At 59.8% G+C, this 16,786-nt stretch carries 16 protein-coding genes; 9 read left to right on the forward strand and 7 right to left on the reverse strand.

Annotation, left to right across the window (positions count from 1 at the left end):
* Positions 1-1,638 (forward strand): FAD-dependent monooxygenase, encoded by a 1,638-nt coding sequence (locus tag G6N82_RS10785; RefSeq protein WP_165196357.1) that lies wholly within the window; start codon positions 1-3, stop codon positions 1,636-1,638.
* Positions 1,639-1,758: 120 nt separating this feature from the next.
* A complete protein-coding gene (locus tag G6N82_RS10790) occupies positions 1,759-2,136 on the forward strand; it encodes a nuclear transport factor 2 family protein (RefSeq protein ID WP_165196359.1) in 378 nt (125 codons plus the stop codon).
* A 42-nt stretch (positions 2,137-2,178) separates the two neighbouring features.
* Here G6N82_RS10790 and G6N82_RS10795 read toward each other — a convergent pair whose 3' ends face one another.
* Both G6N82_RS10795 and G6N82_RS10800 read right to left on the reverse strand, forming a co-directional pair.
* Positions 2,179-3,264, reverse strand: coding sequence for a hypothetical protein (locus G6N82_RS10795; RefSeq protein WP_165196361.1), 1,086 nt, complete (start codon positions 3,262-3,264; stop codon positions 2,179-2,181).
* Positions 3,255-4,343, reverse strand: coding sequence for a phosphotransferase (locus G6N82_RS10800; RefSeq protein ID WP_165196363.1), 1,089 nt, complete (start codon positions 4,341-4,343; stop codon positions 3,255-3,257). The genes G6N82_RS10795 and G6N82_RS10800 overlap by 10 nt, the downstream gene beginning before the upstream one ends.
* Before the next feature lie 211 nt (positions 4,344-4,554).
* Here G6N82_RS10800 and G6N82_RS10805 point away from each other — a divergent pair, with 211 nt between their 5' ends.
* The 5 genes from G6N82_RS10805 to G6N82_RS10825 all read left to right on the forward strand — a co-directional run bounded on the left by G6N82_RS10805 (position 4,555) and on the right by G6N82_RS10825 (position 9,152).
* Entirely contained in the window at positions 4,555-5,826 is a 1,272-nt protein-coding gene (locus G6N82_RS10805; protein WP_165196365.1) for a cytochrome P450, read from the forward strand.
* 13 nt (positions 5,827-5,839) lie between these two features.
* Positions 5,840-6,019, forward strand: a complete 180-nt coding sequence (locus G6N82_RS10810) for a rubredoxin (protein WP_165196367.1) — start codon at positions 5,840-5,842, stop codon at positions 6,017-6,019.
* Between the two features lie 27 nt (positions 6,020-6,046).
* Entirely contained in the window at positions 6,047-6,838 is a 792-nt protein-coding gene (locus tag G6N82_RS10815) for an enoyl-CoA hydratase (protein WP_165196369.1), read from the forward strand.
* A gap of 89 nt (positions 6,839-6,927) precedes the next feature.
* Positions 6,928-7,953, forward strand: coding sequence for an acyl-CoA dehydrogenase family protein (locus G6N82_RS10820; protein WP_165196371.1), 1,026 nt, complete (start codon positions 6,928-6,930; stop codon positions 7,951-7,953).
* Positions 7,953-9,152 (forward strand): acyl-CoA dehydrogenase family protein, encoded by a 1,200-nt coding sequence (locus tag G6N82_RS10825; RefSeq protein ID WP_165196373.1) that lies wholly within the window; start codon positions 7,953-7,955, stop codon positions 9,150-9,152. The genes G6N82_RS10820 and G6N82_RS10825 overlap by 1 nt, the downstream gene beginning before the upstream one ends.
* An 11-nt stretch (positions 9,153-9,163) precedes the next feature.
* Here G6N82_RS10825 and G6N82_RS10830 read toward each other — a convergent pair whose 3' ends face one another.
* The 5 genes from G6N82_RS10830 to G6N82_RS10850 form a co-directional block, all read right to left on the reverse strand.
* A complete protein-coding gene (locus tag G6N82_RS10830; protein WP_165196375.1) occupies positions 9,164-9,997 on the reverse strand; it encodes an SDR family NAD(P)-dependent oxidoreductase in 834 nt (277 codons plus the stop codon).
* 27 nt (positions 9,998-10,024) lie between these two features.
* Positions 10,025-11,674 (reverse strand): class I adenylate-forming enzyme family protein, encoded by a 1,650-nt coding sequence (locus G6N82_RS10835; protein WP_165196377.1) that lies wholly within the window; start codon positions 11,672-11,674, stop codon positions 10,025-10,027.
* A 39-nt stretch (positions 11,675-11,713) separates the two neighbouring features.
* The gene (locus G6N82_RS10840) at positions 11,714-12,937 is read right to left on the reverse strand and encodes a cytochrome P450 (RefSeq protein WP_165196379.1); all 1,224 of its coding nucleotides are present in this window, start codon (positions 12,935-12,937) and stop codon (positions 11,714-11,716) included.
* A gap of 139 nt (positions 12,938-13,076) precedes the next feature.
* Positions 13,077-13,691, reverse strand: coding sequence for an AMP-binding protein (locus G6N82_RS15205; RefSeq protein WP_165196381.1), 615 nt, complete (start codon positions 13,689-13,691; stop codon positions 13,077-13,079).
* Positions 13,684-14,568 carry a class I adenylate-forming enzyme family protein gene (locus G6N82_RS10850; protein ID WP_165196383.1) on the reverse strand — a complete coding sequence of 295 codons (885 nt, stop codon included), beginning with the start codon at positions 14,566-14,568 and terminating at the stop codon, positions 13,684-13,686. The genes G6N82_RS15205 and G6N82_RS10850 overlap by 8 nt, the downstream gene beginning before the upstream one ends.
* Before the next feature lie 115 nt (positions 14,569-14,683).
* On the opposite strand from G6N82_RS10850, the gene G6N82_RS10855 reads away from it, so the two are divergent.
* Both G6N82_RS10855 and G6N82_RS10860 read left to right on the forward strand, forming a co-directional pair.
* Positions 14,684-15,970, forward strand: a complete 1,287-nt coding sequence (locus G6N82_RS10855) for a MaoC family dehydratase N-terminal domain-containing protein (RefSeq protein ID WP_165196385.1) — start codon at positions 14,684-14,686, stop codon at positions 15,968-15,970.
* A complete protein-coding gene (locus tag G6N82_RS10860) occupies positions 15,970-16,749 on the forward strand; it encodes an enoyl-CoA hydratase-related protein (protein ID WP_165196387.1) in 780 nt (259 codons plus the stop codon). Before G6N82_RS10855 ends, G6N82_RS10860 begins: the two co-directional genes overlap by 1 nt.
* Positions 16,750-16,786 lie beyond the last annotated feature (37 nt).

Below are 16,786 nucleotides of genomic sequence, written 5' to 3' on the forward strand. Positions count from 1 at the left end.
GTGACCGAAACAGTCGTGGAAACCGAGGTCCTCATTGCAGGTGGGGGGCCAGTGGGCCTCGCGATGGCTGTGGAATTGGCCCATTTCGGGATCGAGACCCTGCTCGTAGAGCGCAACCCTACCACGACCAGCCACCCCAAGATGGACTATACGAACGGCCGCACGATGGAACTGTTCCGGCGGACTGGGCTGGCCGAAAAGGTGCGCGCCGCCGGCGTGCCGAGCGACAGCAACTACGACGCGATCTGGATCACGGAACTGAAACCTGGCGGCCATATTCTCCACAAGTTCGGCTATGACAACGCCGATCACGAGTATTGGCGCCGCCGCACCGTGAACGATGGCACTTTGACGCTGGAGGCTCCGCTGCGAGTCAGCCAGATCGTGATCGAGCCAGTGCTGCGAACGGCTGCCGAGTCAACGGGAATGTCGGATGTGCGCTTTGGCTGGGCCCTGATCGACTTCGAACAGGATGCGGGCGGGGTCACGTCCAGGATTTCGAATGTTGCAACGGGAGAGACTGTTACGGTCAGATCGAAATATCTTGTCGGATGCGATGGCGGTAAAAGCACCGTGCGGAGAAAGCTCGGCATCGAGAGCCAGGGTGACGAATGCGTTGGCCGGGCGTATCTGGTGCACTTCAGGTCGACTGACATGGCCGTGCTTCAGCATTATGGACAGGCATGGCACTATCAAAGCGTGACGGCCGCCATGATCGCGCAGAATGACGTTGATGAGTGGACCGTTCACACATTTCTCGCCCCCGATCAGTCCGGTGATGATATCAACCCGCGTCAACTGATAGAGGATACGTTCGGCAGACCGTTCGACTTCGAAGTTTTGGTAGCCAATGCTTGGCAAGCGAATTCCATGGTTGCCAACGAGTATTTCCACGGGCGTGTGTATATGGCCGGCGACGCCTGCCATCAGTACCCGCCATCGGGCGGATACGGGATGAATACCGGTATCGCCGAGGTTAGCAATCTCAGTTGGAAGCTGGCTGCAACGATACATGGATTTGGTGGCCCCGCCTTGCTGCAGTCCTATCATGACGAACGCCAGCCAGTGGCGGTTCTTTCGCAGCAATCGGCAATGCGCAATCTCGCCATACGCTTTCAGATCGCGATGCACAGTGGACGATTTCCGGAACTCCGCAGCGATACGGCGGAGGGCGCGGCCCAGCGTGCCCGGTACGGTCGCATTATCGCGGACCTGCAAAATCATGAGAACGAATCCGGCGGCACCGAGCACGGATACAATTATGCCGCTTCGAAAGTGATCGTTGACGACGGTTCACCACCTGCGCCGTTCGACGATGTGGTCTACATTCCGAACACCCGCCCTGGTTCCCGCTTGCCGCACATGTTCCTAGAGGACGGCAGCGCGGTTTATGACAACCTCGGCAAGTGGTTTACGCTTGTCGTCACGGACGGGAGCGATGGCAGCGCCTTTGCCACTGCGGCCGAAAAACTGGGTGTGCCGCTGCACATTCTCGCGATCGATGAGGAGCATGCGCGCAAACTCTATGAAGCGTCGCTTCTGCTGGTTCGGCCTGATCATCACATTGCGTGGCGCGGAACCGCTGTGCCTTCCGATCCGGAAGCGATCCTTCGCACCGCCGTCGGGTTGAATAGCTGACGGAGGTGCAAGTTTTCAGATTGTTGAACGTCAATCACCCCGCCCCGGTTATTAGTACGATGCTGCCGACATCCAGCTTTCTGCGTAATGGCCGATCGGCAGCAATAGAGGGGATGCACGATGAGTGAAGCTGGCAATTTGGCGCTCGTGCAGTCTTTCATTGACGCCTGGTCCAGTCTCGATTCTGAAAGGCTCGTTCAGTTTTTCGCCCCCGATGGCGTCTATCACAACATGCCGATCGAGCCGGTACAGGGGCATGACGGGCTCCGGGCATTCATCGGTGCATTCCTGGCGAACTGGACTGAAACCAAATGGGAGGTCCTGTCGGTCGCCACCAGCGGCAGGCTTGTCTTCGTCGAATGGGTGGATCGGAGCATCGCCCACGGCAAAACGGTTGCCTTGACGTGCTGCGGCGTGTTCGAGCTGGAGGGCGGCAAGATCAAGGTCTGGCGCGACTATTTCGATATGGAGACTTACCGGCGGGCCATTGTCGGCTAGTTCCTGATGCGCCGTGTTGCGCGGCGAAGGAAGTGGCCATTCCTAACCGAGATCCGTGAAGTCCTTCAGACCGAAGGGCTCATATGGCCCAACGATCAGCTGTTCGAATGCGCCAATTCCATCGCCCCATTTGTCGCTTATGACGCGGCAGGGCATTTGCACATGATGGTGGTCCAGCCGCGCAGGATCGCATTGGGCAAGTTCGAAATCCTCGCGCTCCACCGCCAGCGGGCCGTGATAGAGGCCATGGCCCCAGGTGGGAGAAGTATAGCCTATCCCCCGCATCTGGAATCTACCAAGAATTTCAAATTTCAGCGTTTCGGCTCCATCCGGTCCATCAAGTGTCAGGGTGCCAAACTCAGGCCATCGGGTGCCCGGTTGCAATGATGACTGCATGCTGCCAGCAGCCTTGATCAGATTGTCGGCAATGGCTCCATCGGGCACGATTGTGGCGCTGGTGTTCCAGGTATGACCTTCTGCAGTTTGGTTGACGTGGTACAGGGTGCTGCGGTCGGCGAAATGCACCGGCACCCACTGCCAGAAGAAAGTGAAGACCGCGCCGCCAGGGTGAGGTTGCTGGTCGCGCGTGCCGACCGGACGCACACCCCAGCTGCGATCGCGGGTTCCGATTGCTCCCGGCGCCAGGTCCATCCGGACCCCGTCGATTTCGATCCAGCCGGCATAAAGGCCGTTCTGCGTCATCCGGGTCAGATCCATGAAGGTGCGCGGCCCGGTGCGGAGGGTGAAACGCGGCTCTTCGATCGGAAACGCGCGGCCGGTGAAGGTCAGATCAGCCTTGATCCCCTCTCCATCGACCACGATGCGCAGCTTCTGTAGTGGCTCCAGAATTTCGATCCGGATCGGACCACAGGAAAGATCCAGTCGCTCCATGTTTAGTTCGCGGCTGGCGTGGAGGCAGTATTGGACGCCATCGCGAGCCACAGAGAAGTGGGCATCGGCGACATTAAGATGCGGATAGACGCCAAAAGCGGCCGCAAAGAAGCCGGATCCGTCCGGTTGATAGCCATTGAAGAAATAGCGATCGTAGAAATTGCGGTCGGTCCCGGCATAGGCAATCGGCTCGGGTGTCTGGTGCAGCGGGAAGTCGTCCCCTTTGGTCAGTACCATCTGTCGGCACCCTTCAATCTTGCAATGCTGTTGTGCTGTAACGCGAGAGCGCAGCCGCCTCGCGCCATGGAAAGGAAACACGCATCGCCGCGCTTCGATCGTTTGACATTGGCGGCGCTGATCACCGCGTTGACGATACCGCGCAGTCCCCCGACCACATAATCGTCCCAGATTTCCGCCCGCGTCAGCGGCACACCGCGCCGGGTCATTTCCGAGCAGTAGAGATCGAGGAGCCCGGTTTCGTGATCTCGGCGCAGCCGATCGCCGATTCCCGAGCCTAGAAAGTACCCGACATCGGCAAAGCCATTGCCGATCGCCACGGTCTGCCAATCGAGCACCGCGATCTCTTCCGCACCGCCTTTGATGTCGAACAGCATGTTGTCGAGCCGGAAGTCCCCATGGACGAGCGACCGCTGGTGTGATTCACATGCGATCGACTTCGCAACGACCTCGTTTAATTCTTCGCAAACGGACATGAATTCCGGTTCCAGCACGTCGGCATAGCGTTCGCGAAACACTGCCTGAGCCGTGCGATAGAGTTCAGCCCGCCTGGCCAGAGCTGCGGGTTTGGGCTGCAACCATTCGGTGGCGAGCAGTTCGGCATCGTGCCAGCTGGGCGCATGAATAGCCGCCGCCTGCCGGATGGCTGCGCGCGCGTCGGCAACGGTGCAGCCGCTCAACTGTTCGCCACCGCGCGCTGGGCCGAGATCTTCGAACAGAAGCAGGAAATCCACTCCGTTCGGCGCGATCTCCGCAACATATGTCTGTGGAACGCGCGCATTCAGCCTGGGCGCGACATCGCGATAGAATTTCACTTCCTTGGCGTAGACGCCAAAGGCGGCGGCGGTTGTGCGACTGGTTTCATCCGATGCCGGGAACTTACCGACAATCGTTCCGGGCCAAGGCCCGTCCCGGTCGTAAGAAAGAGCAAAGCGTACACTGTCGCCAACATTCCCAGTTCCAACCGCTTCCCATGATAGGGTTGTAACCGCCGCTTCGCCGATCAAGCCAGCCGCACGCAGGCGTTCGGTCAGCCATGGCGGTTCGATTGAGTTGGGTAGGGACGGGAAGTTTGCCATCGAATGCACCTACATCAATTCCGCGCACGGCCAGGCAGCTCCCAAGCCAACGAAAGCAAACTTACCAGTTAGTTTTTTCTTGTCAAACGCATGGGAAATCGGTAGCTGGGACTGATATGACTGCGACCATTTGGAATGGCCAATTTGGACTGAGTTGCCTCGTTCGGACGCTTTCTGACCGGGGGCCGCAGCCAGCGAAGGATGGAGATAGATGACGTTACACCAGTCACTAGCCGACACCATTGTTGATGGTCGGGCTTATGCTGATGGAGACAGGATCGATGCGGTCTTCCGTCAGGTTCGAGCCGAGACGCCGCTCGATGTCGCTGAGCCTGAGGGCTATGATCCCTTCTGGGTGGTGAGCCGCCATGCCGACATCAAGGAAATCGAGCGTCAGCCAGACCTGTTCCACAATGCTGATCGGTCGGTCGTTGTCCAGACGAAGGCGAACGCTGCCAAGATTCGACAAATGACCGGCGGGGAAGCGAATATGGTTCGCAGCGTCGTGTCCGTCGATGGGAAGGAGCACAAGGATCTTCGGGGGGTTTTGTTCCCGCATCTAACCCCTCGTTCGGTTCGACCGATGGAAGAGCAGGTGAGGAAGATCGCCTGCGAGTTCGTCAACCAGATGCTTGAATTTGGCGGCGAATGCGATTTTGCCAAGCAGGTCGCCTTCCTCTATCCGCTGCGGGTCTTGATGGCATTCATGGGCGTTCCGCGAGAGGACGAGCCAATGATGCTCAAGCTGACTCAGGAGATTTTCTCGGGCAACGATCCAGAGTTGAATCGCTCTGGAAAGCAGCAGACGCCGGAGGAGGTGCTTCAGGCAACCCTTGGCAGCATTGCCGAGTTGGAAAACTATTTTCTCGACGTGACCGCGCGGCTTCGTGACACGCCGGACAACGGCCTGAACAGCCTTATTGCGAATGCCAGGATTGACGGAGAATTTCTGACCCGACGGCAGCTGCTTGGTTATTATATTACGGCAGCGACTGCGGGCCATGACACGACGTCGAATGCAACCGCCGGAATTATGTGGGCCGTGGCGGAGCGACCGCAGCTCTTCGAGCAGGTCCGGCAGGATCGATCACTGATCCCGGCCCTGGTCGATGAAGGTGTGCGTTGGGTGACGCCGGTCAAGCACTTCATGCGCACGGCCACTGCCGATTGTGAGGTTGCGGGGCAGAAGATCGCGAAGGGTGACTGGCTCATGCTGTGTTACAGCTCGGCCAATCGCGACGAACTAGTCTTTGACGATCCCTTTGAATTCAGGCTGGATCGCAAGGACAACGCTCAACTTGGCTTTGGCTATGGAGTTCACGTCTGTCTGGGGCAGCACCTGGCCCGGCTGGAAATGCGTGTTCTGATGGAAGAACTGTTCAACCGGCTGGCATCGGTGGAACTTTCGGGAACACCAGCCCGAACGATCTCCAACTTTGTCTGTGGGCCAAAGCGGGTGCCAATCCGCTTCAAGGCTAGTTGAGAAGGCGGTCGCGATGAGTGGCTTGTTCCGAAAGTGGCGCTGCCAAAGCTGTGGCTATGTCTATGACGAAGCCCTGGGCTTTCCGGAGGAAGGCATTGCGCCGGGGACGCCTTTCGAAGCCATACCGGAAGACGTCTTCTATTGCCCAGACTGCGGCACGGAGAAGCAGGATTTCGAACTGGTGGATTATTGACCTGCAAGCGCAGGAAGGATGAGTGCCATGACCGCGCAGCATATCCGGATTGAACGGCTGGGAGCCATTGAGCGGATCACGCTGGCGCGGCCCGAAAAGCGCAATGCTCAGAACAAGGCAATGCTGGAAAGCCTTGACGCCGCTCTGAAGCGCGCCGGGTCTGACGATGAAGTGCGGGCTGTCATTGTCGCGGCTGACGGGCCAGATTTTTCGGCAGGCCATGACCACAAGGAACTGGGCGACGACTACCTGCAGCGGCCAACGGTTGAACGCTACCAGTTCGAGGATCGCTACTACCTGGAGATCGCGCTGTGCATGCGCAACCTGACCAAGCCGGTAATAGTCCAGGCTCAGGGTGCGTGTATCGCCGGCGGTTTCATGATCGCGGCGATGGCGGATCTCCTGATTGCGTCGGAGGACGCCTACTTTTCCGATCCTACCGTTCTGCTGGGCTCTGCCGCGGTTGAAGTCTTGTTCCATCCATGGGCGCTTGGCGACCGTCTGGCGCGCGACATCCTGTTCACGGGGCGCAAACTGACGGCGACAGAGGCGCACCAGCGCGGCTTTGTGACCCGGCTGGTTTCTCGTGACGAGCTCGAAGCGACTGCGCTCGGCATTGCCGAGACAATCGCCAAGGCCCCGGCTTTTGCCATGCAGATGATGAAGCGTTCGCTCAACCGCAACCTCGATGCCCAAGGCTTCAGCGTCATGATGAGCGCGCACTTCGACACCCACCAGCTCGTCCACACTGCCTCGAAGAGCAGTGCAAGCGCCGCCGACCGGCTGGCCAATTTCAAGAACATCGTCGCGGGCAGCTGAACCAGCTGCGCTTCCGCTGACTTGAGACCGGAGTAACTTGCTTGTCCGATGCCATCGATCTGGATCTGCTGGACGAAAGCTTTGCCGAAATGCTGGGTGCCGAATGGCCCAGGGAACGCTCGGTCGCATATGCCCAGTCCGGTAGTTTGATCGCCGCCGATCTCTGGTCGCAAATGGCGGGCCTTGGTTGGACCGCTCTGACCGTTCCCGAAGCTTTCGGGGGACTCGGTCTTGGCATCAATGCGGCCTCCCGCCTTCATACGGCGCTTGGGGCAGTGTCGGCGCCGGTTCCGATGTTGGGAACAACGATGGCTGCTGCGCTCATCGCTCACGCCGGGAGCGACAGCCAACGCGCGGCCTGGCTGCCCGCGCTTGCCGACGGCTCAATGCTTGTGGGTTTTGCCCAGCCAACTGCTGCTCGGCTGGAAATTGATGACGCAAGCGTCAGAGGTGTTGTTCCTGATGTACTTGATGCGCCCAGTGCAACACACTTGATTCTTAACGGAGTTTGCCAAGGCCGGCGCTGCTGGGTTGTGCTGTCGGCTGATGCGTCCGGACTTTCAATTGAAGCCCACAGGCTTGTCGATTCAAGCCGAACCTTGGGGACGGCAACGCTTTCGCAGGTGGCATTGCCCGACGGGGCGGTCATTTTGCCGGACGATGGCAAAGCAGCCTGCGATCTGCTCGACCATTGGGGCTGTGTCGCCCTCGCTGCGGACTCGCTCGGGATCGGCGAAGCCGTACTTGATCTGACGATCGAGTACCTCAAGGTTCGCGAGCAGTTCGGCAAGGTGATCGGCAGTTTCCAGGCGCTCAAGCACCGGGTGGCCGATCACAAGACCGCCCTGGTTGGCGCGCGCGAGCTCCTGGCGCATGTGGCTTCGCTTGATCCGTGTGATCCGGCCGGGTTGATCCATGCCCTGTCCGCCAAGGCGCACATCACCCGGGTTGCGGCCGAGGTCGCGCGTGACTGCATCCAGCTACATGGCGGTGTGGGCTTCACTGCTGAATTCCAACCGCATGTCTTCCTGAAGCGGGCCAAGCTCAATGAAGCGCTCTATCTGACCCGCAACGAAGCGCTCGATCGGGTTGCCGATCTGCTGGAGGCAGTGTGATGACCCGGACTTTCGATATTCTCTCCAAGGTCGGCGATGAGCAAGCCTTCCGGCAAGAGATCCGTGACTGGCTTGCCGCTGCGATGCCCAGGAACTGGCGCGTTGAATGGCAGGGGCTGGAAAACGAAACGCTCAAGCCCAAGATGATCGCCTGGCTTGAGGAGCGCCGTAAAGTGGGCCTTGCCACCCCCCATTGGCCCAAGAAATGGGGCGGGCCAGGGCTGCCATTCGGTTACCAGATCATCGTTTACGAGGAGCTGACCCGCGCCGACGCGCCCGAGCTTCACATGTACATGGTTTCGCTGTTCCAGACACCGGCAACGCTGTTCGAACACGGCAGCGCTGCGCAGAAGGAAAGGTACCTTTCCGGGATCACTCAAGGCACCGACATCTGGTGCCAGGGTTTCTCTGAACCGGGGGCTGGATCGGACCTTGCCGCGCTACGGACCAGTGCGCGCCGCGAAGGCGATCACTATGTCATCAACGGGCAGAAGATCTGGTCCTCGGGGGCGGTCAACGCCCAGTATTGCCTGCTTCTGGCCCGCACAGAGCAGAACGTTAAACGCAAGCATGAAAGCATTTCCTACTTCATCATGGATATGCAGTCGCCCGGCGTCGAGGTTCGGCCGATCCGGTCTATCACGGGTGAGCAGGAGTTCTGCGAGATCTTCATGGACGACGTGAAGATCCCGGTCGAGAACCTGATTGGCGAGGAAGGCAATGGCTGGAATATCGCTCAGTCGACTCTTTCGGCCGAGCGCGGGTTGCTGATTTTTGGCGGGACGGAGCGGCTTGCCCGCTCGTTCGAACGCGACCGGATCGATGGCAAGGACAGCTGGATGCGCGATCCACAGCTGCGCCGTGAATATGCCGCGTTCCATGCCGAACTGCAGGTCGTCCGACTGCTGATCCGCAAACTGCTCAAGGAGCTCGAAGCGAACCCTGACCAGGCGTCGCCAACCTTGCCGACCTTTATCAAGCTGACCTGGGGGCCGTTCCTGCAGCGTTATACCGAGTTCTTGGTGCGCGCCGAAGGCCTGGAGGCGCACAAATGGAAAGCACCTATCCCGGCTACGGCCCATACCAGCCGGATCAAGTTCTCCGACTTCCTCAAGAGCTATGCCTGGACGATCGCCGGGGGATCGAACGAGATCATGCGCAACATCATCGCCGAGCGATACATAGGGCTGCCTCGCTAAAACACAGCCGCTTAATGGCCTGCAATGAGTTCCTGCACCGCCTGCGCGACCGTGTCGATCGACCAGTCTGCGACTGAAACGCCTGGCAGAATGGGCTTGGGCTGGGCCACCAAGGACAATTGGCCGCTGGCGATCCTGATGATCTGGCCATTGACATCGGCTGATCGATCAGAAGCGAGGAAGCAGACCGTTTCGGCGGTATGTTGAGGGTCTTGAAACGGCCGGGGCTCACCTTCAGTGCCCTTGAACTCCTGCATCGCGGCAACCATCCGGGTCGTTGCATTGGGCGAGACCGCGTTTACCCGCACCCCCGTGCCGGCAAGATCCAGTGCCCAGCCATAAGTCATTGATGAGACTGCCCCTTTGGTTGCGCCATAAGCGCTCATCTCGGCAATCCCGCTGGCGGCACCCGAAGTGACGTTGATGATCGAGCCCTTGCCGGCGGCGCGCATTCTTGGAATGGCATGCATGGCGCAATTGGCGGTGCCCAGGACATTGACCGAAAGCATGGCCTGAAGGTCGGTCGGCTTCAGATCCCAGACTGCTCCCATGCGGAAAAGACCGGCATTGTTGACCAGCGCGTCGATCTGGCCGCGCTCGGCAATGCAAGCCTCGATCAGTCTGCCGCAGTAGTCCGGATCGCTGATATCGCCGCAGTGCGCGATCGCAGATCCGCCGAGCTCCTCGATCCTGGCGACGGTCTCGCTCGCCACGTCATCATCGAGGTCGTTTACGACGACGAAAGCTCCCAAACCGGCTGCTGTCTGCGCGACGACCGCACCTATTCCCCGACCGGCTCCGGTAATTACCATTGCCTTGCCCGCAAGGCTTTCGGTTGTGTTCATGATGGTTGCTGCGCTCCTGAGTGCTGACTAAAGCGACCGGCCCAGCTTTTCCGCGACCAATGCCTGCAGTTCCGGCTTCTTGACCTTGTGGGAATGGGTGCGCGGGATCTCGTCGCCAGGCAGGAAGACGAACTCCGATGGGATCTTGTACTGGGACAGCGCCCGCTTGGTCGCTTCGCGAAGAGCCTCGGCAGTGACGGAAGCTCCGGCGGTCTTGACCACAACCGCGACAACGATCTCTCCGCGTTGCGGATCGGGCATGCCGAGCACGATTGCCTCTGACACGTCCGGATGGCGCATCAGCACGACTTCGATCTCGGCCGGCGATACATTGGCGCCAGCCGCCTTGATCATGTCGTTGCGGCGACCCTTGAAATAGAAGTAGCCGTCCTCGTCGATCAGGCCGGTGTCCCCGGTCGGAAAGAAGCCGTCCCGGGTCAGGTACTCGTGGCGCTCCTTCTTGTAGTACTCGCGCATCAGGGTGTAGCCGCGCACCCACAGCTCACCGACCTGGCCTGCAGGAAGCGGATTGCCGCTTTCCGGATCGATGATCAGCCGTTCCATTCCAGGCAGGTTGCGGCCCAGATTGCCGCCCTTGCCGACCGGCGCGGGGGTGCCGTAGCGGTTGATGCTATGGGGACCGAAGGTTTCCGTCATCCCGATCCAGCTCTGGATGCGCTCGGAAGGAATCGGCTGACCCGTAACGGCGTCAACCGGCGGTGCCAGACCTGTGATGTGCGAAACTTCCAGGCCTTCCGCTGCCGCCGCCTGACGCAATTCTGCCCCCTGGGTCGACCAGGCCGAAAAGCGGGTGATGTCTTCTTCCTTCACGACCCTGAATAGCTCGACGGAAGTCGGGTTGTCGGGGAAGCACAGGGTTCCGCCTACATGGAGAGCGGGCATCAGGTTGAAATTGATACCGCCCAGCCAGAACAGGTTCATGACATGCAGGGTCCGGTTACCCGGCTTTGCATCGAAATAGTCGAGGAAGTTGAAGGTGGCTCGCACCACGGTGCCGTGGGTGTGAACCACGGATTTAGGGCGCGCGGTGCTGCCCGATGTGCAGATCACCAAGGCCGGGTCTGACGGGTGGACCGATTCCTCAACCTTGGTCAGGAAGCTTCCATCGATCTGGGGTCTGGCGGCTGCCGCATCCAGCACGTTTTGTGGCCCGGTCAGCGCCCAGCCCCGATCATGGTCTCCCCAGACGATGATCCGGCGAAGGTAGGGGTGTTCGGGAAGATAGAGTTCCTGTGACAGTTGTCCGGCCAGGCCGGGCAATGCCGCTTCGACCCGCTCGACATAGTCGTTCTTGAGATAGCGCGGTTCGATGATCAGCGTATCGATGTCATGGAATTCCACTGCCCAGTCGACTTCGGGCGGCTGGTAGAAGGTGCTCATCGTGACGACGAGAGCCCCGATCCGGGTGGCCGCAAGGAAAATGACCACCCAGTCGGGCTTGTTGGACATTAGCAGACCCACGCGGGTTCCCTTGCCGATGCCCATGGCCAGCAGGCCTTTTGCAAGCGCAGTCGATTCCTCGTCCGCTTGCCGGAAAGTCAATCGCCGCGCGCCCTGAACCAGGAATTCGCTATCCGGGAAGCGCTCGACGGCAGATTTAAGCGTGTTGGCAAGCGTCGGGACATAGGCAGGTCCAGGAAGCTGCATATCCTTCATATCCCGTCCTCCCAATGCTCCCGTACCGCAGGTTTTTACTTAAATTGTGCGCGCGTCGAACTTGAGCGGCAACGTCTTGAGCGAACCTAACTGACCGGAATATGGCAGGGTCACGAGGGGGCCGTTGAACCGGACATTTTCGACCCGCTCGGTCAGTACCCGCAAGGCCTCGATCATCTCGGTCTTGGCCAAGACATGGCCGAGACAGTGATGGATGCCGTGCCCGAAGGCAGTATTGTAGCTCTCGATCGGCCGGGTGGTGTCGTAGGTGTTCGGATTGTCAAAGCGTTCTGGATCACGGCTAGCGGACAGCGTGTTGAGGTAGATCAACTGGCCAGGCTCGGCGCGGAAGCCTTCGAACTCGACTGGCTCGCGCACGATGCGCCGGTTGGCCTGAACGGTGGGATAATAGCGGATCGATTCGTGCATCACGAAGGGAATCCGTTCGTGATTGTCCCGGATATCTTCCCATGTGCCCGGGTGTTCGAGAATCGCCCGGACGCAGTTTGCAAGCTGGCTGCGCGTTGTGTCGTGACCGGCGAAGAGCAGGTTGGTGAGACCCCAGATGACCTCCTCCTTGCTGAGCTTGCCTTGAGTCTGCTGCGCTTCAACCAGTGCGGAAATGAAGTCTTCCCTAGGCTCTTGCGTCCGGCTCTCCACCAGAGGCTCTAGGAAATTCCAAAGAGTCTGTAGCGCTGCCTCGATCGCCGGGACGTGCGGTGCCAGGGGGTTCGAAAACATGTGCATCATGGTCGCGGTGGCGTGCTGGAAGGACGGGACATCCTTGATGTCGACCCCGAACAGCAGGCAGGCCACCGTGATTGAGTAATGGTGGGTGAAGTCCGCGATAAAATCGCACTCGCCACGCTCAATAAATCCGTCGATCAGGCCATTGGCCACCTCAGCCATCAGATCCCGCCTTTCGCCGATTCGGCGCAGGGCGAATGCCTGGCCCATCACCCGGCGAATCCGGGCGTGCTGCTCGCGCGGGAGCGCTGGCAAGCGACCGTAGCGGTCAAAGGATTCCTGCAGCGGCCCGCCACCCATGCTCACGTTGAGATCGGCACCGGGAATGTCGAAGTGATTGTCGGCAAGCATCCAGTTGAGAGTCTCGTATCGTAACACTTCAAAGCCGCGCTGACTCTTGGCAACCGGAGACTGGTGACGAAGCCGTTCGAGCACCAAGTGGGGGGTGGTGTTATATTCCTCGCCGTGGAGGTCGAGCTCGGGCAAATCAGCGAGGCTTAGCAACTGCGCTTCCATGGGTCGCCTCCTAAAAATGAACTTACCAGTTAGTTTTTTAGATGATCAATCGAGTTTGAGCAAGCCGCTTTTCGTCAGAGCGTTTGCACCGAGGGAGTCGGAGTACCCAGTGCCCGAGCGGAAAAATCGCCTAGCTTGATCACTGCTCACGCTTGGCATCGGCTGCTTGCTGCAGCAGTGGCTTCAACTCCTTCTTGACGATCTTGCCGGTCGGATTGAGCGGCAAGGTATCGAGAATGAGCAGCGTGCGCGGAACCTTGTTGTCGGCAAGATGCTCGCGGCAGAATGCTGCAATTTCAACGGGAAGGGCTGTGCAGCCGGGCCGCAAGGAAACCGCCGCCGAGATGTCTTCGCCAAGCACCGGGTGGTCGACCCCTACCACGGCCGCCTGTTGCACCGCCGGGTGCTGGTAAAGCACGGTTTCGATCTCGAGCGGTGTGATGTTGTAGCCGCCCCGAATGATCAACTCCTTGGAACGACCAGAAATGATAAGGTCGCCGTCGCCGTCGACAAAACCCAGGTCTCCGGTCTTGGTCCAGCCTCCGACGAAGCTGGCTGCTGTAGCCGCCGGATCGTTCCAGTACCGGCGCGGGTGCTTCTGAATTCCATAGATCTCGCCGATGACGCCAGTTTCGATGATGACCTGTCCATCTTCGCCGCGCAGTTGCATGTGTTCGGGCATCTTGCCTACACAACCTGGCTTGAGAGCCTGGGCGGCACTGGTGGTGCCAACCACGACGCCGCCTTCAGACATTCCTGTAATTGTTGCGGATCCTCAGGTGCGGCCAATTGGCCATGGCTCTAACCACCGAGTCGTGTGGCAGGGGCGCAGTCCCAGTCATGAGGTATTTCACGCCGGCAAAGTCATAGTCGCCAGCGTCAGGGTGATCGAGGATGAGCCGCAGCATTGAAGGAACAAGATAGACCAGGTCCGGCTGCTTCTCCCTGACCAGTTCGAGGAAGCCCTTGGGGTCGAACTTGCGCTGGGTGATCGCGGTTGCGCCCCCGCGAACCGGCAGCATGACAATCCCGAGATTTCCTGCGGAGCCCGTCAGGGGCAGCGCATTCAGTGTTGACCGGGTGCTGTCCATGTTGGTCCCGGTCACCCCCCGCGAGATCAGGTCCGGATGGCTGACGACAACGCCCTTGATCTTGCCGGTGGTGCCGCTCGTTCCAAGGATCTCTGCATCCGTATCGGCATCAAGGCTGTCCTGATCGGGCAATGCCGAGATGTCGCGCGGCATCTGGTCGACCGTCCAGCATCCATCGAACTTCAGATCCTTGACGAGTTCCGGCCCATCGGTGATGCACCAGCGCGGTTCGCACAAGTCCTTGTAGTCGGAGACTTCCGCCGGGCTCAGCCGCGGATTGATCGGGCAGACAATGCCACCTGCCCGAAAAATCGCGAAGACGGCGATGGCCATTTCGACAGCAAAGGCATTGCTGATCGGCAAGAAGACGCGGTCTCCGGGTTGCAGGCCGGCTGCAGCGAGGCCTCCGCCGATCTCGTCTGCCTCACGGTCCCACTCGGCGAAAGTGATCTGGCGGCGGGTATCGTCATGGGCGATCTGGTCGCGCTGGTGCTCGGCGCGAATCTTCAGGGCATCGCTAATCCGCCGCACAGTGGTCATGCCAAGGCTCCCGTGATCCTACCTTTGGAAAAGTGACGCCCTCTTCTCATAGGGTGTTCAGCTTGACAAGAAAAACTTACGGGTTAGTTTTATTCGATCCTCGGGGAGCGATGTCATGACGTCTAAGAAGGCCGATATCAAACAGAGTGAGGAATGGCAGAAGGCCACGTCCTTTGAGATTCTGGACAGCGACATCGAACGGCAGCGCAAGCTCATCGGATACTGGGAGGCTATGAGGCGGGCGGACTATGTCCAGACGGCTTCGGAAGACTCGATCCGCAACTGGGCCTATGGCAGCGGCGACGACAATCCGCTGTTTACCGACCCTGCCTACGCCAGGAAGACGCGCTGGGGTGGCGTCATCGCGCCGGGTATGATGGTGGGCCAGATCAGCAAGCCGATGCTCGGCGATCCGCCCTCGGACGAGATTCGGGCGCTACGCAAAAGCCTGTTCAAAGGCATTCATGTCTTCGTCTCCGGGGCGGACTTCACTTTCTATCGGCCAGTCCGGCCCGGGGACTCGATCTATGCCTACGAAGGCGAGGTTTCGTGTGAGGTCAAACAGTCGGAATTTGCCGGCAGGTCGATCGTCAATGTCACGCGGCGGGTCAAGGTCAACCAACGGGGCGAAGTGGTTGCGACCTACGATCTGCTGCGGATCCTGACCGAGCGCAAAGCTGCGGCCAAAAAAGGCAAGAACGCAGCTATCGAACCTGCGACCTACACCGATGAGGAAATGCAGGCGATCGAGGACATCTACGCCGCCGAAAAGGTCCAAGGCGCCGAGAAGCGGTGGTTCGAGAGTGTCGAAGTTGGTGACAGCCTGGGCCTTCAGGCCAAGGGGCCGCTCGCTGTGACCGACATCATCTGTTTCCATGCCGCCGGCTATGGCTTCACTCCCTATGCCCCGACCACCAACCGGCGCGCGCACAAGAATCGGCAGCGGATCCCGGCCTTCTACGTCAAGAACGAACAGGGCATTCCTGATGTTGCGCAGCGCCTGCACTGGGACCCGCTTTGGGCTCAGGCGATCGGCAATCCGATGGCCTATGATTATGGGGTGATGCGCGAAAACTATCTGTGGCATTATCTCAGCGACTGGGCCGGCGATGATGGGATCATCATCCAGCTCCACGACGAGGTGCGCAAGTTCGCCTACATGGGTGATGTGCAACGGGTGACCGGCGAGGTTCTGGGCAAGCGCGTTGAGAACGGCCAGAACCTGGTGGACGTGGCGGTGAAGTTCGTGAACCAGCGCGACGAGGAAACGGTGCGCGCCACGGCGACGATTGCCTTGCCGAGCAAGGACAAGCCGCTACCAATGTACCCGCCTGTTCCCGACGACCTGGCGGAAACCGCCGCGCGCATGATGGCGCGGCACTGGGAACTGGGAGGCACTTGATGAGTGATCTGGTCCTTATCGAGAACGAAAGCGGTGTCAGGATCATCACTCTGAACCGGCCTGATCGGCTCAATGCGCTGACTTCCGAGTTGATGGCCTCACTGGTTGATGCAATCGCCGATGCCGCCCGGGATGCCTCGGTTGGTTGTGTGGTTGTCACGGGTGCAGGGCGGGGCTTCTGTGCCGGGGGTGACATCAAGGATGGGGGAAGCGCGGTCGTTGCGCCGAATCCGCAAGTCGGCAGCCGCGTGGAGCAGCGCTTTGCCGGGCTGCGCGGGAACATGGAAACGTCGAGGCTGCTGCATGAAATGCCCAAGCCGACCATCGCAATGGTCAACGGGCCCGTAGCCGGAGCAGGGGTCGGGATCGCCGGTGCCTGCGATCTGCGCTTTGCAGGGCGTTCTGCCACAATCGTTACCGCTTTTGACAAGATCGGCGCGAGCGGTGACTTCGGAAGCAGCTGGTTTCTCTCGAAGATTGTGGGGACGGCCGTCGCGCGCGAGCTGTTCCTGCTGGGCGAGAAGCTCTCGGCCGAAGATGCCTTTGCCAAGGGGATCTACACCCGCCTCCATGATGACGAAGTCCTGCGTTTCGAGACGCTGAAGGCAGCGCACCGGTTGGCTGACGGACCAAGAATGGCCTATCGCTACATGAAGCAGAACCTCAACAATGCCGAAGACTGGTCATTCGAGGCTCAGTTCGATGCGGAGGCGCTGAACATGGGCCTGTCGACCCAGGCGAGTGCCCTGATCTCGCGCGAGCAGCAAAAGGACAGCTAGCCTGTTGATCAACGCTCCAACGGGTGACGCATCGACG

Source organism: Altererythrobacter sp. BO-6 (assembly GCF_011047315.1).
Taxonomy (GTDB): domain Bacteria; phylum Pseudomonadota; class Alphaproteobacteria; order Sphingomonadales; family Sphingomonadaceae; genus Erythrobacter.

Bases quoted from the DNA above. Each gene is read 5' to 3' on its own strand.
- G6N82_RS10790 (WP_165196359.1), top strand. From the start codon at position 1,759: ATGAGTGAAGCTGGCAATTTGGCGCTCGTGCAGTCTTTCATTGACGCC.
- G6N82_RS10795 (WP_165196361.1), bottom strand. From the start codon at position 3,264: ATGGTACTGACCAAAGGGGACGACTTCCCGCTGCACCAGACACCCGAG.
- G6N82_RS10800 (WP_165196363.1), bottom strand. From the start codon at position 4,343: ATGGCAAACTTCCCGTCCCTACCCAACTCAATCGAACCGCCATGGCTG.
- G6N82_RS10805 (WP_165196365.1), top strand. From the start codon at position 4,555: ATGACGTTACACCAGTCACTAGCCGACACCATTGTTGATGGTCGGGCT.
- G6N82_RS10810 (WP_165196367.1), top strand. From the start codon at position 5,840: ATGAGTGGCTTGTTCCGAAAGTGGCGCTGCCAAAGCTGTGGCTATGTC.
- G6N82_RS10815 (WP_165196369.1), top strand. From the start codon at position 6,047: ATGACCGCGCAGCATATCCGGATTGAACGGCTGGGAGCCATTGAGCGG.
- G6N82_RS10820 (WP_165196371.1), top strand. From the start codon at position 6,928: ATGCTGGGTGCCGAATGGCCCAGGGAACGCTCGGTCGCATATGCCCAG.
- G6N82_RS10825 (WP_165196373.1), top strand. From the start codon at position 7,953: ATGACCCGGACTTTCGATATTCTCTCCAAGGTCGGCGATGAGCAAGCC.
- G6N82_RS10830 (WP_165196375.1), bottom strand. From the start codon at position 9,997: ATGAACACAACCGAAAGCCTTGCGGGCAAGGCAATGGTAATTACCGGA.
- G6N82_RS10835 (WP_165196377.1), bottom strand. From the start codon at position 11,674: ATGAAGGATATGCAGCTTCCTGGACCTGCCTATGTCCCGACGCTTGCC.
- G6N82_RS10840 (WP_165196379.1), bottom strand. From the start codon at position 12,937: ATGGAAGCGCAGTTGCTAAGCCTCGCTGATTTGCCCGAGCTCGACCTC.
- G6N82_RS15205 (WP_165196381.1), bottom strand. From the start codon at position 13,691: ATGTCTGAAGGCGGCGTCGTGGTTGGCACCACCAGTGCCGCCCAGGCT.
- G6N82_RS10850 (WP_165196383.1), bottom strand. From the start codon at position 14,568: ATGACCACTGTGCGGCGGATTAGCGATGCCCTGAAGATTCGCGCCGAG.
- G6N82_RS10855 (WP_165196385.1), top strand. From the start codon at position 14,684: ATGACGTCTAAGAAGGCCGATATCAAACAGAGTGAGGAATGGCAGAAG.
- G6N82_RS10860 (WP_165196387.1), top strand. From the start codon at position 15,970: ATGAGTGATCTGGTCCTTATCGAGAACGAAAGCGGTGTCAGGATCATC.